This window comes from Anabaenopsis arnoldii (assembly GCF_028331025.1).
GTDB classification, from domain to species: Bacteria; Cyanobacteriota; Cyanobacteriia; order Cyanobacteriales; family Nostocaceae; genus Anabaenopsis; species Anabaenopsis arnoldii.
In genome coordinates this window covers 1-15,204 of the sequence record NZ_JAQMUH010000018.1, presented here as the reverse complement: position 1 = coordinate 15,204, position 15,204 = coordinate 1, and the positions used below count along the sequence as shown (strand labels likewise).

The window sequence follows — 15,204 nt, the reverse complement described above, 5'->3', positions numbered from 1 at the left end:
TAACTCGGCAGTAGCAGACAATGGAAGTTCTAGCTGCACCACGGAGGTAGGATTCAACGTGAAAAAGTCTTTGTCCTGCTTCGTTTTTGATGCTTTCAATCTTGCCATTGTCTGCGTACTTCCTTAAAGTGTTTGGGTGCAGTCCCAGTTGTTTGACTGCTTCTCGTAGTGGTACATAAGCCATACTACTATATTAGCAGTTATGAGCATATATAATCTATTGTTAGCAAATAACTAGCTATTGGCTAACCCCTACTCGCTACTGTTAAACGCCAGACTCAATGGTGGGATATGGTTCATCAGGTTCGAGGCTCAACACCTGCTGAATATCCACTTCTTTCTTACCTACGCCATAATCATAGGGGCCTGTAGCTAAGACCGGGAGTTTCTCGAAATTCTCAATGGCTGGTGGTGAGGTGGTGGTCCATTCTAAGGTCAGTCCCCGCCAAGGATTATCACCAGCTTTTTGTCCATACCACCAACTCCAAATGGCATTGATGATAAAGGGTAATGTTGAAATCGCCAGAATATAAGACCCGTAGGTGCAGATTTCATTCAAGGAGGTGAATTTTGGGTCATATTGGGCAATACGGCGGTTCATCCCCATCAGACCCAGTTTGTGCATGGGTAAGAAGGTCATATTCAGACCGACAATGGTTAAAACAGCATGAACTTTACCCCAAAATTCGTTCATCATCCGTCCCGTCATTTTTGGGAACCAGTGATAAATAGCGGCAAAAATTCCTAAGACACTACCACCAAACAGAACGTAGTGCAAATGTGCCACTACAAAATAAGTATCATGAACGTGAATATCAAAGGGGACTGCGGCTAACATTACACCACTAACCCCGCCAATCACGAAGGTTCCTAAAAAGCCCATGGCAAAAATCATGGGACTATTGAGGCTAATTTTGCCACCCCAAATAGTTGCTAACCAACCAAAGATCTTAATCCCAGTGGGTACAGCAATGATCATGGTGGTGATCATAAAAAACATTCGTAACCAACCGGGGACACCACTTGTAAACATATGATGCGCCCAGACGATTAGCCCTAAGAAACTGATAGCCAGAGAAGAATAGGCGATCGCCTTATAGCCAAAAATTGGCTTGCGGGCATGAACCGGCAAAATTTCCGAAATTGCCCCAAAGAAAGGCAAAATCATGATATAAACCGCCGGGTGAGAATAAAACCAGAACATATGCTGGTAAACCACCGGATCCCCCCCGCCAGTGGGGTTAAAAAATGTTGTTCCTGCTAACAAGTCAAAGCCCAGAAGAATCAGCGCCCCGGCTAGTACTGGTGTAGATAGCAACACTAAAGCAGAAGTGGCCAACATTGACCAACAAAACAAAGGCATTTGATGAAAGCCCATACTGGGAACACGCATCTTCAGGATGGTAACAATAAAGTTAATGGCTCCCAAAATCGAGGATGTACCCAATAGCAGCACACTCATAATCCAGATAGCCTCACCCACTTGGCCTGTTACCAAGCTCAAAGGAGGGTAGGAAGTCCATCCAGCATCAGGCGCATCACCCAGGGCTAAACTAGCGATCAGCAACACACCCGCAGGGGGAATCATCCAAAAAGCTACAGCATTCAAGCGCGGAAATGCCATATCTCTAGCCCCAATCATCAGGGGAATGAGATAGTTAGCAAATCCTGCACCTGCTGGCACAATCCACAGAAAAATCATGATTGTGGCGTGCAGTGTAAATAAACTGTTATAAATTTCCGGGCTGACAAAATCTACCTCTGGGGTACGTAGTTCTGTCCGCACCAAGTCAGCCATCACGCCGCCAATGCAGTAGAAAACAAAGGATGTAACTAGGTATTGAATCCCAATTACCTTATGGTCGGTGCTGAAACCAAAAAAGTCTCGCCAATGTCTTTCTTGTGGTTCTTCTATATGAGGCGGAATATTGGCAGTTTTTTCTAACTGAGTTTGTGTCATAAGTTAATTAGTCATTACTCATTAGTCATTGGTCATTAGTCATTAGTAAAATGACTTTCTTCGCTTTCCTGACTTGTTTGTATGGATTGAATGACCATGAATTTATGTGCTTAGTGAGGGATGAAATCCTGACTCAGCTAGCCGCACTGTTTACTCAACAATCTTTTGGTGCATATGATGTAGCATCTCTGGCTGTATACCCATATCCCTAGTGTAAGGACTGAGAAATTCATCTGCGGACAAATCAGCAGGATTAACAGCAACGGCTTGGTTTAGGGTTTCGCTACTAGCAACCAATTGTTCTTGCATCCAGGCTTCATAGGCTTGTTGGGTTTCTACTACTACTTGGGTTTTCATTGCTCCGTGGTAAGGGCCACAAAGTTCGGCACAAATCAGGTCGTAAGTACCAGCTAATCTGGGAGTGAACCGAATTTCGCTTTGTCTACCGGGGATAGCATCTTGTTTTAGGCGGAACTCAGGAACCCAGAAAGCATGGATAACATCATTGGCTGTCATGTTGATTTCCACTTCCCGACCTACTGGAAGGTGTAGCTCACCTGTAGTGACCCCCGTATCAGGATAGGTGAAAAGCCAAGCATATTGTAAACCAGTCACATTAACCCGTAATTCTGGTGGTAGACCAGCCTTTTCGGGACTTCCCCCAATAGTGGGAGCCACACTACCTACACCGGGCGCATTCCGCTTTTGGGGAATTTGGTCAGCATTACGGACTGCTGCTGTGGCTGGGTCTTGCATTGCCTCCTCAGACTGTTCTTGATTGCGGTTCCCCCCTGTGCTGGGGGGTGTATCGCTTAAAGTTGCTGCAATCGCAGCCCCCGGCATTGTCATAGACTCCTGAGTCATCGGCGCTTCATGAACAGAATGGGGATCAAAGCCGCCAATGTCGTTATATACCTCAAAACTATAAACAGAAATACCGAGGACGATAATGGCTGGTATCGCTGTCCAGAGGATTTCTAAAGGCACATTGCCCTCAATTGGTGGTCCATCTTCAAGGTCACCGGCCCGTCGCCGGTATTTAATTGCCGAGTAGATCAAAATACCTTCCACAAGTAAGAATATACCTGTGGAAACGATCATCATGGTGTTAAACAGACCATCCACTAAAACGGCTTCGTCTGTGGCTGCTGTTGGCAACAGACCGTGATTTTGACCGTACCAAAGGCTCGATAGCGTTAGTACGATGCCAATTAGTAGTGTCCAGATGGAACTTGGAATCTTCACGGTTTACTTAAATGAATTTACTACGTTATCTCTATGCTACCCACTTACTAAGGTAGTTCAGGCAATTAAATCTGGAGTCTAATGGTTTTAAGATTTTATTAATTTTTCCAACTAAGTTCATAGTTTTGAGCATCACATATCTATTTTAGAGATTTTTATACATTTATGGCTAGACATAGCTTAGTGTCAATGCTATGTAAAATCCCATAAATATTTCAGATTGGTAAAATTAATCAATAATTATTAATCGTTAACAAATTAAAAAATACCTAAAGCTCGGCTAAAACTAGCTAGAGTGATCCAAAGTATAAGTGCAAGCCAATCTTTTCCACCCGGCTGCATAGGTTAGGGTGTAGATAGATTGGTACTCAAACTTGGAAAATTTAACGGCAGCTCAACCAAGAGCGGGCGGAAGGTACTGTTCATGAATGAATTTGTCCTAGAACAACAAAATGAAGCGGCCGCCGAGCAGCGAAAGCCCCAGGAATTAATTCGTCGCTTGGTGTGGAAAATTTGCATAGCCACCTTGATTTTGATGGCCATAGGCAGTGCCACCCGTGTGATGAATGCTGGGCTGGCTTGTCCGGACTGGCCATTGTGCTATGGGGAATTGGTGCCCACTAGACAAATGAATCTTCAAGTTTTCTTGGAGTGGTTTCACAGATTGGATGCAGGGTTAATTGGTTTGAGCGCCATAGCCCTGGCTGGGTTGTCCTGGTGGTATCGTCGTTGCTTACCCACTTGGCTGCCCTGGGCATCGACATTTGCCCTATTTTTAATCGTCTTCCAAGGGATTTTGGGAGGACTTACCGTTACCCAACTGTTGCGGTTTGATATCGTCACTGCCCATTTGGGAACGGCGCTGTTATTTTTCACTACCCTACTGGTTGTTGGCATCGCGCTCACTCCTTATCAAGGAACTGGAACTGTTGGTAAGTTACCTTGGTTGGGTTTGAGTGCCGTTATTTTTGTCTATCTGCAAAGTATACTAGGCGCTTTAGTAGGGTCTCGCTGGGCCTTACACCAATGCTTTGGTGATTCTCAGCTTTGTAATGTGATGTATAGCCATATTTTTGGCTTGGTACCGCCTACTGTGGCTACTTTGGCAGTGGTATTCATATCCTGGCGCACGCCAGCACTCCATCCAGCTTTGCGGCGATTGGCAACTATGGCCGGTGGGTTGCTGATGTTACAAATCTTCTTAGGAGTTGCCACTTTCCGATTACATCTCCAAGTCGAGCTTTTGACAGTTTCTCACCAAACTGTCGGGGCGGCTTTGCTTGGTACTTTAGTAGCTTTTACAGTTCTGGCACTACGCGACTCGGCTATGGCCCGTGAAATCAATGCTTACCCTGTTGCTTCAACAGCGAATGTTATCAGTACACCAATAAATGGAACCAATGCATAACTTAATTCGGGTTCGTTTCCCCATTGCTATGTAGCTTGCCACGGCAGGAAATCAAATTGCCATCACATCTAGCAACAACCCCCAGCTATTAGAAGTGGTAACACCATAAAAACCAAAACTGCTTGCACGCCCAAGAAAAGTCTCAACTTTCACTAGCTAGTCTGAACAAGGGTTTATGGGGGAGCCAGGAAAGATCAGGGAACCTGATCACAATCTTCCCGATCTTCTCCATCCTCCTCATCTTCCTCGTCTTCCCTGAGGATCAGTAACTATTTTTAATGTCAACTCAGTATGAGCAGGGGCTGCATAAAAGTTGTTGAAAAATAAGGAACAAGAGCTAACATGATTGAGACTAATGTCTCTCGCCAAAACCAAACATTTCTCCAAGTCATCCAAAGCTACTACCAACTCACAAAGCCGCGGATTATTCCCTTGCTGCTGATTACCACGGCTGGAAGTATGTGGATTGCTGCTCAGGGACAAGTAGATCCATTGTTGCTGTTAGTAACTCTTACTGGTGGTACTTTGGCAGCCGCTAGCGCCCAAACCATTAACTGTATCTATGACCGGGATATTGACTATGATATGGAGCGGACGCGTCATCGTCCTATCCCTTCTGGTAAGATCCAGCCCCGTGATGCCCTGATTTTTGCCATCGCTCTGGCGGTGATGTCTTTCACCCTACTCGCAGTATTCGCCAATTTACTCGCTGCTTCTCTAGCATTCTCCGGCATTATCTTTTATGTTTTGGTCTATACCCACTGGTTAAAACGCCACAGCACTCAAAATATTGTCATTGGTGGCGCTGCTGGAGCAATTCCCGCTTTAGTTGGTTGGGCGGCTGTCACAGGGACTTTAAGCTGGGCAGCATGGTTAATTTTTGCCATAGTTTTTTTATGGACACCTCCCCATTTCTGGGCGTTAGCGCTGATGATTCGGGATGACTACGCAAAAGTTGGTATCCCAATGTTACCTGTGGTTGAGGGTGATATGGCAACAGTCAAGCAGATTTGGTACTATACACTGGTCACCGTTGGTACTACTATCTTACTTGTTTATCCTTTGCACGCTAGTGGATTTGTTTATGCGGCGATCGCCCTCAGTCTGGGAGGATTATTTGTTCACAAATCTTGGCGTTTGTTACACAGTCCAGAGGATCGCACTGTGGCTAGAGAGTTGTTTCTCTATTCCATCTCTTACATGATGCTGTTATGTTTGGGTATGGTGATAGATAGTCTCCCGATTACCCATAATCTCATGACTATGATCATCACCCAGCTGCATTTTATCAGTTAAAGAATGGGGTACAATTCCCAAAAATCTGATGGTGGGTTAGCGATTACTAACCCACCATCATCTATTCTGCTTGTCAGACTCTCAGCTTGTATGCACTGGTCAATCTAAATCTGACTTTTAAATTAGGATTGATTACGATAGTGTGTGCTATTTATCACAATGCCCACATAATTAACCCTGTTCCCAACACACAAATAATTCCCGCCGCCCCCGCCAGGGGTTTTTTGTTTTTACCAGTCCACCATTCTGAGGCTTTACCAGTATAGCTAATTAGTTGTGCTGTATCTATGGTCGCGATCGCCCATACTAATGCTGTATGTAATCCCCAAGCTATACCCAAACTGCCCCCATCAGTAATCCTGGCTAATACCAGCATCATTCCCATCAGCCATAATCCAGGAATTTGGGGTTTGGTTTCCCGTTGTTCCCATACTAAGTGCAGAAGGGCAAAAATTAAGCTGGAAATTGTTGCTGCTACCCACAGTGGGTAATCACGCTCCAATTCAGTTAACAAGAAACCACGAAAAACTAACTCTTCTATGCCCCCAACTAATAAGGCTATCAATAAAATCGATGGTATAAATTTAATATTTGATTTTTCTAAATAGCACCAGCCTAGCCAGAATTGGGACGTAAACATCATTGCTAGGCTCAATACTCCCAAACCGAAACCCAGCCCTAGGGAACTGAGCAGGGAAACACTGGCCACCAAGCCATAATCTGAAAAAGATTTATGGGATAGCCAAGTCACTACCCAGAGAACCAGGGGCGCTAATAAGTAAAGTGGCACTAACAAGGGTAACTTTTGTTCCGGTTGTAAAGCTTTGGTAGGTTGCCAATTCAGTCTGATGGCGATGACTGCTGCTATTGGTAACCAGCACCCTATCCAGGTGATAAAAAATGTCATCACCATAACCAGCATTGATGCATCTTGTATAAATGCTGCTACGCTATTGGATATTTTTATCAAAATAGACATAAAAAAACACGATAGACTTCCTGCTTGTTAATCAAGACTCTACTAGAGTTTGTCACTTGTGCAAGGGGTCTAATCGTATTGTTCCCATGTTACAAAGTTCAAGCAAAGAGAATTAGCGCTTGGCTGTAGTGGTACGAATTAGTTTTGACATACTCACCGATCTTGAAGTATGGCTTACGCCACGCTACGCTATCGGTGATTCTTGACAGTTCACAGTAACTCGCTGCCGAAGCAGTCTTATAGTCACTCTCTGTCCATTTAAAGTCGTGCCGATGCCCCATGCCGACTATTGCATTTTAGCTTTTTGTTGTTTTTTTAGGCAAGTTTTTTTGCAAGAATCAAGAAAAGCCGTCGTAGAACAACGGGGTTTTAAACCCATTTTTTCGATAAAGCCTTGACTGTTAACTTATTCATACCATGGGCAAACTTACTCTTCCAAATCTTCATCGGAGTCTTCTGAGTCTATATCTACTGAAGTCACTTTTTTATCACTTTCTCCCAGTTGAATTAAGTGGATATGTTTATATCCCAGTCTGATTTCAAACTCATCACCCGGCTTTAAGTTCATTGCCTTAGTGTAGGTAGCACCAATCACAATTTGACCGTTTTGATGAACGCTGACACGATATGTCGGTTCACGACCACGACCATCTTTAGGTGCTTCGGGACTCAGAGGAATTCCTCTAGCCGATAGCAGAGCATCATAAAAATCTGTGAGATTGACGCGAACTTGATTATTCTTAGTAACGGTGTAATATCCGCACTGCTTGGCTCTTTCTCGGCGTGGTAAATTAGATAATTCTTTCACCTTAGCAAGCAATGCTTTTCCAGTTAATGGTGCGGTTGCAGTTTCAGTCATTACGCTCAAATTTTCCTTACTTTCTCCAAACTGATAAACAAAGTTGTCTCATGCCAGTATTTGACTACTCATGACTCTGGGGTGAGGGATAAATTCTATTATGGTCACCCACAACAGACTAGAGGTCATGGTGTCCACAAACATTGATTTCAGGGATTTTACGGCACTTTTCACCAGAAATCACCATGGGAAATCAATTGATTTTATGTGTTGGCGCTACTGTAGCAGTGTCACTTTCAGCCACCTGAACAAGTTATTTGAGTGCGACTACAAATAAGTCGTAGACCAAATAAATTGCTGGCTTTCAACTTTCAGTGCTGGCCTTTATTGCCTTTGAGTTGTGAGGTTTTCCCTAATCTGACTCTCCAGACCAAGACAGCATGGTATTTGAATAGGCTCTTACGGACATACACCTTTGTTCTGCCTGTAGAGACGTGAATTTTTTTGTCTCTACATTACGAATTTACAAATCAGCATTAGCGGTGCTTATGCAGCTATTGGTACTGGATTTGTTAGTTCGTAATTTTATATTAAATACTAGCATGAACTAATAATAGCAAAATAATTGTTTAGTTTTTAATTGAACTGCGACTAAAAACTTAAATCTAAATATCTAACCTTGGGGAGTCAAAAAGTGGGATTCATCGGACTTTTTGCCCTATTGAATATTGCAGCGAGACTTTTATAAAAATTCATCTAAATTTAGATGAGGAGTTTTGACAATTGAGTAAAATCCCAAATTTACTTGATTTTGTACACACATCCCCTAAGTGAGGATTGTCCTGATGGTTTATTCTCATGAGACAAACAGCGGATAGAGATTATATACGTCTGTCTTGGGGAAGAATAAATTTTCCCATATCTTGCAAATACCTGCTTATCACCCGATGATATCCCACAGGTTCAGCGCTGACATATACACAAAAAAACTATCCCTTTGCGACTAGATTAGGGATTTTATGCGCCAATGGCTGCCATTACTCTTAACATCAAGAGATATTGAGAAACATGAATGGATTGAGTTTAGATATATTCACTATGCAGGATATGAACCTAGCTGTTTCTCCTGAAAAACCGACTTGTGCTTCTGCTGTGAAACAATTAGGTTAAATATTCCCCCCACCATAACTACATGATTTGCCTTTGATTTGAGAGGTTGACAAGAATCTCAGTTGTAGCACCCCTACAAATTGAATATGAATGGTTATCCTTAAACTAGAATCAGTTGCTCTTGTGTGAGCAGCCTATTAACACTGGGCTGGCCATTAGGGTGAACAAGAGTATAGCTCAAGTGTAACCACCAGGCTTGATTCACGACTTCTGCGGCTGGCAATATAATTTGAAGATTGTGGTTGGTGATAATGGAAGTTTTATTTAAAATCATTCGGCAGCAACAAAATTTCTCTCCTGTTGTACAAACTTACCTTTTACAGGTAGATTCTGGCAATACAATCTTGGATTGCCTCAATCGAATTAAGTGGGAACAAGATGGAACACTCGCTTTTCGCAAAAATTGCCGCAATACAATTTGCGGTAGCTGTGCTATGCGAATCAATGGGCGTTCGGCTTTAGCTTGTAAGGAAAATGTCGGTAGTGAACTAGCTAGATTACCACAAATCCCTGGAGGGGAAAATAACGCCAACACAATTCGGGAAATTACAGTAGCTCCTTTAGGTAATATGCCGGTAATTAAAGATTTGGTCGTTGACATGACTAGTTTCTGGAATCATCTAGATGCAGTAGCTCCTTATGTAAGTACAGCGGCGCGACAAGTTCCGGAAAGGGAATTTTTACAAACACCACAGGAGCGATCGCGTCTTGATCAGACAGGTAATTGTATCATGTGTGGTGCTTGTTATTCTGAATGTAATGCCCGTGAAGTTAATCCAGATTTTGTTGGTCCTCATGCACTAGCCAAAGCCTATCGCATGGTGGCTGACTCTCGTGATGGTGAAACCGAAAATCGCTTAGAAACTTATAACCAAGGAACTAAAGGGGTATGGGGTTGTACTCGTTGTTTCTACTGTGACTCAGTTTGTCCGATGGAGGTAGCACCATTGGAGCAAATCACAAAAATTAAACAGGAAATTCTGCAACGCAAACAAGCCCAAGACAGTCGCTCAATTCGCCACCGCAAAGTATTAGTAGATTTGGTGAAAGAAGGTGGTTGGATCGATGAACGTCAATTTGGTATCCAAGTGGTTGGTAACTACTTTCGGGACCTGAAAGGACTACTGAGTCTTGCACCTCTTGGTTTACGAATGATAGTGCGCGGTAAATTCCCACTTTCCTTTGAACCTTCCCAAGGTACTCAACAAGTGCGATCGCTGATTGAATCTGTACAAAAGAAAAAGAAAACCCCTGATTGATAAATTTCCCAGTCTCTATTTTCAGCGCGGCTCTTGAGGTATATTCAACCTTTGTCCCGATTGTTCATAAACTAAAACATCCCATTGACCATTGTTACTATACTCAAACGCAATCCTGCGACCATCAGCGCTAATCGTAGGGTTGCGGACTTCTGCTAGCAAGTTATTAGTTAAATTTCTCGATTGTCTAGTTTCTCGGTCATAGAGAAAAATAGTAGATCGCCCCTGACGACTAGCCGCAAAAACAATGTACTGACCATTCTCAGCAACACTAGGATGAGAGGCGATGGTATCGAAGGAATTTAAACCCGGTAAATCTACCAAGGTGCGAGTTAGTGTATCGAACATATAAACATCTTGGCTACCCCGGCGATCGCTGGTAAAAACAATATATCTCCCTGAAGTTTGGGGATTTAGTTCCGAAGCTGGACTGTTAAGACTCCGACCACCAGGATCAAAAGGATAATTGACTAAGCGAGGATAGCCGACGCAGCCAGCCAATAAGCCCAACCCAGCAACAAGTATAGGTATAAAAATAGTTCGATTATTCATTTCGTCATTAGTCAATGCTGATGAACACAGATAAATTACCTAACGGATGATTATCTCACACTCGCACCGTTGGGAATATCTAACTCAATATCTGGTCCGCGGTCTAAAACTTCAATATCCCACTGACCACGGCTAGCGGTTTCAAAAACAATATAACGTCCATCTGGGCTAATTCCCGGATTTCTCAACCAGCCGCGATAAGTGGGAGTCATAACTTGTGAATTTTGCGTAGCGCGATCATAAAGTGCTACAACAGGTCTACCTTGGTCACTGGTCAGATAAGCAATGTAACGTCCGGTATAGCTCAGGCTAGGATTTTCAGTAATCGTCCTGGGTCTATTTAAACCCGGTATGCTAACCAACCGTTGTTCTTCCAAGTCATAGACCAACAGTTGGTGAGTACCATTACGATTAGATATAAATGCTAAAAAGCGACCATTTCCACTCAATGCAGGTTGCTCTTCAGTGTAGCGACTGTTGAGGGAAGTAGGCCTTAAGGGTATTTCGTTGTTACTGCAAGATAACAATAAACTAGCAAAGCTAAAAACCAGGCTCCAACGAATTGGTCTTTGGAGCCAAAATCTAGGCGTAAGTCTTTTCACCTCAATTGTCTTCCATCGCCTCCAGACCTAATGCACAGCCAATCGTATTAGATAACACCCTAATCCAAATCGGTCAAATTATCTGGCTCCCGATTGGGGTTTTCTATCGGGTTATATGGTACGTATTCAGTTGGTATTGCATCATCATCAATGGGTCTAGGTGAACTTGAGTCTGGAGACGGCCGGCGCTTTCTGGTTCGGGAAAGGACATCCTGGTCGCGAGTTTCCCGACGTGGTGGTCTATTAGTGTTACGGCTCGAAGATTTTCTCCCTTCAGTACCTGAAGTATCCCAATCATCAACTTCCCTATCAGCACTCCAATTTTCTGCTTCAAAACTCTCACGACTGCGACTCCCAGGACGGACAGAACTAGGACGACGCTTTCTGTCTGGGGTTTCTGGTCTTTCCCTACCACTGCGGCGTTCTGGGCGGCGAGGTGGTTGATCCTCATAGTATTCATCACGGGGGGAACGAGTATCCCTGCTACCCCGAATACGAGGGCGCACAGGTGGTTCTTCGTCTTCATAGGGAAGGGGTTCTAAGTCTTCTTCTACCTCAGCCTCATATCCCCTGCGATCGTAGGAATAGCTTCTGCTTACTTCTCGATCCTCATCCACAATAGGAGTATTCCGCTTAGCTTGTTGAGTAGCTATACCTCGCAAACGAATACTTTCAACTGCAAAAAATACAGTTGATCCGACTAAAAGCAGCTGATTAAATTGTAAAATTGGGTCTAACCGCCACCCTTGGAAAATGAGAATAAACCCGCAGAGTAAGCCCACTGCTGCAAAGAAAATATCTTGATCTCGTGACAGTTCTGGACGCACAGTGCGGAGAAAATACAGTGCTGCCCCAGACACAGCCAGGAAAATTCCTAGAATACTGGCTGAGTTCGTCCCAAAATTGACCTGAGCCAGAACGCTGGCTGAGTTCAGCCCAAAATTTACCATTGTTCTTTTCCAAATATCAAATCTATGTTAGCGAGTCACAATTAAAATCACTACTCTAATCAGGCACAATATCAACAATATATTGAAGCTTCAAAGCCTCTGGGAAAGAAGCTCTGAAGCTGTTTATCGCCAGCTAGTCAAAGTATAGCTTGTCCTCAGTGGGGGGACTGTTTGCTGTTGGTGCAATTGGGTAAGCTACATCATATTTTTTAACTCGCATAATTCAGCCCCGCAAGATGCCTAGCTGAGAAAATATGCAATGGTGTAAAGACACTGAGATCCTGCTGACAGAGTAACTTTAGGTCTAACCCCACAGTCTTACTCTCGCTACGGTCGTCAAAAACCGTTTACCCAGTCGGCTAAAGTATAAGCCTAGCTTACTGGTTACTTTTCCCCAGAAAAGACCACGGTGGTTTTAACCACCTAGTGGCTTTCCTCTGCGGGCTAAAGTCGCTGATTTTCCAGCTGACCGCGATATTTTTATGAGAGTCAAAGCGACTCTCCCAGGAATTATGAACGCTGGATTTTATCTTTTTGGCTAATGAAAATCAGCCCAACTGTAGCAGGGAGTACTACAATCACACCACCCCAAAACAGACTCCAAAGAAAATTTGCTAATGAAGGCGTCATAGTTCTAAACCTTTTTTTTACACACTTGATCATAATTCTAATATGGTGTCTCGCCAAAAAAGTGCAACATCCTGACTGGTGAGTGAAAAAAAGTATCCTTCCTGGAATTCGTTAAAATTGAACCAAGAACATTCAAACATTGCAGCCTTGCTGGCTTTCGCCTAAATTCTTTCTTAGTTCACAGATAGTAGCTCAAACCAATGACTGGTGTTAACCTGACTGTTTGGATTCTCAGCCCTTTATTGGGACTGATGACATTTCTGTTTATTTTCCGGATAATTCTGACTTGGTATCCACAAGTGGACTTGAATCGTTTGCCCTTTAACCTGATAGCTTGGCCTACTGAACCCTTTTTAGTGCCATTGCGAAAGCTAGTGCAGCCCATAGGAGGGGTAGATATTACCCCTATTCTTTGGGTAGGAATTCTCAGCCTGATTAGGGAAATTCTGCTCGGTCAGCAAGGATTGCTCACCATGATGACTCGCTTGAATTAAGTAATAGGAGTGGGAGTAGGAAGAGGGTAAAAGATTTTAGCACCAGACTAACTGCTTTACCCCCTCCCCCAACCTCTTTTATTTTCCCAAGCCTAAAGGTTCATCTCCTGGACAAAATTGGTGTAGACATTACCTTGCAAGAATCGGGGGTTTTCCATAATCTTTTGATGAAATCCAATAGTAGTGGGAAGTCCGGTAATGGCACACTCTCGCAATGCGCGTTTCATGCGGTTAATTGCAGTAGCTCGGTCTGGACCCCAAACAATTAATTTACCAATCAGAGAATCATAATAGGGGGGGATTTGGTAGTCGGTGTAAACATGGGAATCAATACGGACACCGGGTCCACCAGGGGGAAGATAGCCGCTAATACGTCCGGGTGCAGGGCGAAAGTCATGCTCTGGGTCTTCGGCGTTAATGCGGCATTCAATAGCATGACCTCTTAAGATTACTTGGTCTTGGGTAATCCTTAGTCTTTCCCCTTGGGCAATGCGGATTTGTTCAGCAACTAAGTCCACTCCTGTGACCATTTCTGTTACAGGGTGCTCAACTTGAATCCGGGTGTTCATTTCCATAAAGTAGAACTTACCAGACCTATCTAGAAGAAATTCAACTGTACCAGCCCCAGTAAAGTTGATAAACTGAGCTGCTCTGACAGCAGCTTGTCCCATTTTTTCTCGTAGTTCTGGGTCAAGTGCGGGACTGGGAGCCTCTTCGAGTAACTTTTGATTGCGGCGCTGAATTGAGCAGTCTCGTTCGCCCAAATGGATAACGTTACCGTAATTATCTGCCAAAATTTGGAATTCAATGTGCCGCGGACGTTCAATAAATTTTTCTATATAAACGCCAGAATTACCAAAGGCCGCTCCGGCTTCCCCTTGGGCTGCTAAGAAAAGTTTGACAAATTCACTTTCAGAACGCACTAAACGCATTCCTCTACCGCCCCCACCAGCAGTAGCTTTAATCATGACCGGATAATCCATATCCTTGGCAATTAGCAATCCTTCTTGTTCGGATTCTACTAAGCCATCACTACCTGGTACAGTTGGTACCAAAGCTTTTTGCATGGTTTCTTTAGCTGTGGATTTATCCCCCATGAGCCTTATGGCTTCAGGAGTCGGTCCAATAAAGGCAATATGATGGTCAGCACAAATTTCTGCAAATCTGGCATTTTCTGCTAAAAATCCATAACCAGGGTGAATGGCGCTGGCATTACGTGTTAGGGCAGCAGAAATAATGTTGGGAATATTCAAATAACTTTTACTACTAGCAGGTTCGCCAATGCAAACCGCTTCGTCGGCAAGTTGAACGTGGAGAGCATTCTGGTCAACTGTGGAGTGAACCGCAACCGTGGCGATTCCCATTTCTTCACAGGCGCGGAGAATGCGAAGGGCAATTTCCCCCCGATTGGCAATTAATATTTTGTCAAACTTCATAGAAATACATGGTATGCGGGAAACTCAGTCACGAAGTGTGCTGAGAGGGGAGCGACGCAAGCGGTTTGAACCGTCATGATAATTCATCCTGTTGAGCGTCAAATCAACCGGACTTTAGATTTACTAAACTGTGCAACTTTTAAGCTAATCAAAGCGATTAAACTAGATTAACTACGGCATCCGTCAATTCTGACTTGTCAGAAAGCACGATAGAATCATGGGTCACGGTAAAGGCAGTTGCTTGCAAAGCACGCAATAAAATATTGCGTGCGCCATTCACATCACGATAGACCTGAATTCCGCAATGTGAACATTTAAAAACTTTGTTTCCACCTAGTTTATAATGAACATGACCGCAGTTACCGCACGTTTTTGATGTATATGATTCGTTACAAAGCACGACTATTACACCTTTTCTTTGTGC

15 protein-coding genes are annotated in these 15,204 nt (G+C 43.6%); 4 read left to right on the top strand and 11 right to left on the bottom strand.

Going from position 1 to position 15,204, the window contains the following annotated elements:
• From PN457_RS01635 to PN457_RS01625, 3 genes are all read right to left on the bottom strand, one after another.
• Positions 1 to 184 (bottom strand): MerR family DNA-binding transcriptional regulator (locus tag PN457_RS01635; protein ID WP_271730880.1); only part of this gene is annotated, 184 nt, incomplete at its 3' end.
• Positions 185 to 265: 81 nt separating this feature from the next.
• A complete protein-coding gene (gene ctaD, locus PN457_RS01630) occupies positions 266 to 1,960 on the bottom strand; it encodes a cytochrome c oxidase subunit I (protein WP_271730879.1) in 1,695 nt (564 codons plus the stop codon).
• A gap of 150 nt (positions 1,961 to 2,110) precedes the next feature.
• The gene (locus PN457_RS01625) at positions 2,111 to 3,205 is read right to left on the bottom strand and encodes a cytochrome c oxidase subunit II (protein ID WP_271730878.1); all 1,095 of its coding nucleotides are present in this window, start codon (positions 3,203 to 3,205) and stop codon (positions 2,111 to 2,113) included.
• A 424-nt stretch (positions 3,206 to 3,629) separates the two neighbouring features.
• Between PN457_RS01625 and PN457_RS01620 the strand changes: the two genes are divergently transcribed.
• Together PN457_RS01620 and PN457_RS01615 are read left to right on the top strand one after the other, a co-directional pair.
• Positions 3,630 to 4,613, top strand: a complete 984-nt coding sequence (locus tag PN457_RS01620) for a COX15/CtaA family protein (RefSeq protein ID WP_271730876.1) — start codon at positions 3,630 to 3,632, stop codon at positions 4,611 to 4,613.
• Positions 4,614 to 4,955: 342 nt separating this feature from the next.
• Positions 4,956 to 5,909, top strand: a complete 954-nt coding sequence (locus PN457_RS01615; RefSeq protein WP_271730875.1) for a heme o synthase — start codon at positions 4,956 to 4,958, stop codon at positions 5,907 to 5,909.
• 154 nt (positions 5,910 to 6,063) lie between these two features.
• Here PN457_RS01615 and PN457_RS01610 read toward each other — a convergent pair whose 3' ends face one another.
• Together PN457_RS01610 and PN457_RS01605 are read right to left on the bottom strand one after the other, a co-directional pair.
• Positions 6,064 to 6,888 (bottom strand): CPBP family intramembrane glutamic endopeptidase, encoded by an 825-nt coding sequence (locus tag PN457_RS01610; RefSeq protein WP_271730874.1) that lies wholly within the window; start codon positions 6,886 to 6,888, stop codon positions 6,064 to 6,066.
• 427 nt (positions 6,889 to 7,315) lie between these two features.
• Positions 7,316 to 7,747, bottom strand: coding sequence for an AbrB family transcriptional regulator (locus tag PN457_RS01605; protein WP_271730873.1), 432 nt, complete (start codon positions 7,745 to 7,747; stop codon positions 7,316 to 7,318).
• A gap of 1,361 nt (positions 7,748 to 9,108) precedes the next feature.
• Between PN457_RS01605 and PN457_RS01600 the strand changes: the two genes are divergently transcribed.
• Positions 9,109 to 10,116, top strand: coding sequence for a succinate dehydrogenase/fumarate reductase iron-sulfur subunit (locus PN457_RS01600; RefSeq protein ID WP_271730872.1), 1,008 nt, complete (start codon positions 9,109 to 9,111; stop codon positions 10,114 to 10,116).
• A 21-nt stretch (positions 10,117 to 10,137) separates the two neighbouring features.
• On the opposite strand, the gene PN457_RS01595 is transcribed toward PN457_RS01600, so the two are convergent.
• From PN457_RS01595 to psbX, 4 genes are all read right to left on the bottom strand, one after another.
• Positions 10,138 to 10,668 carry a TolB family protein gene (locus PN457_RS01595; protein WP_271730870.1) on the bottom strand — a complete coding sequence of 177 codons (531 nt, stop codon included), beginning with the start codon at positions 10,666 to 10,668 and terminating at the stop codon, positions 10,138 to 10,140.
• Positions 10,669 to 10,718: 50 nt separating this feature from the next.
• The gene (locus PN457_RS01590) at positions 10,719 to 11,270 is read right to left on the bottom strand and encodes a TolB family protein (protein ID WP_271730869.1); all 552 of its coding nucleotides are present in this window, start codon (positions 11,268 to 11,270) and stop codon (positions 10,719 to 10,721) included.
• A 59-nt stretch (positions 11,271 to 11,329) separates the two neighbouring features.
• The gene (locus PN457_RS01585) at positions 11,330 to 12,220 is read right to left on the bottom strand and encodes a Ycf66 family protein (protein ID WP_271730867.1); all 891 of its coding nucleotides are present in this window, start codon (positions 12,218 to 12,220) and stop codon (positions 11,330 to 11,332) included.
• Positions 12,221 to 12,730: 510 nt separating this feature from the next.
• Positions 12,731 to 12,850, bottom strand: a complete 120-nt coding sequence (psbX, locus tag PN457_RS01580; RefSeq protein WP_200987310.1) for a photosystem II reaction center X protein — start codon at positions 12,848 to 12,850, stop codon at positions 12,731 to 12,733.
• 200 nt (positions 12,851 to 13,050) lie between these two features.
• On the opposite strand from psbX, the gene PN457_RS01575 reads away from it, so the two are divergent.
• The gene (locus PN457_RS01575) at positions 13,051 to 13,344 is read left to right on the top strand and encodes a YggT family protein (RefSeq protein ID WP_271730866.1); all 294 of its coding nucleotides are present in this window, start codon (positions 13,051 to 13,053) and stop codon (positions 13,342 to 13,344) included.
• A gap of 92 nt (positions 13,345 to 13,436) precedes the next feature.
• Here PN457_RS01575 and accC read toward each other — a convergent pair whose 3' ends face one another.
• The gene (accC, locus tag PN457_RS01570) at positions 13,437 to 14,780 is read right to left on the bottom strand and encodes an acetyl-CoA carboxylase biotin carboxylase subunit (protein ID WP_271730865.1); all 1,344 of its coding nucleotides are present in this window, start codon (positions 14,778 to 14,780) and stop codon (positions 13,437 to 13,439) included.
• Positions 14,781 to 14,937: 157 nt separating this feature from the next.
• On the bottom strand, positions 14,938 to 15,204 hold a 267-nt coding region (locus tag PN457_RS01565; protein ID WP_271730864.1), incomplete at its 5' end, for a transposase.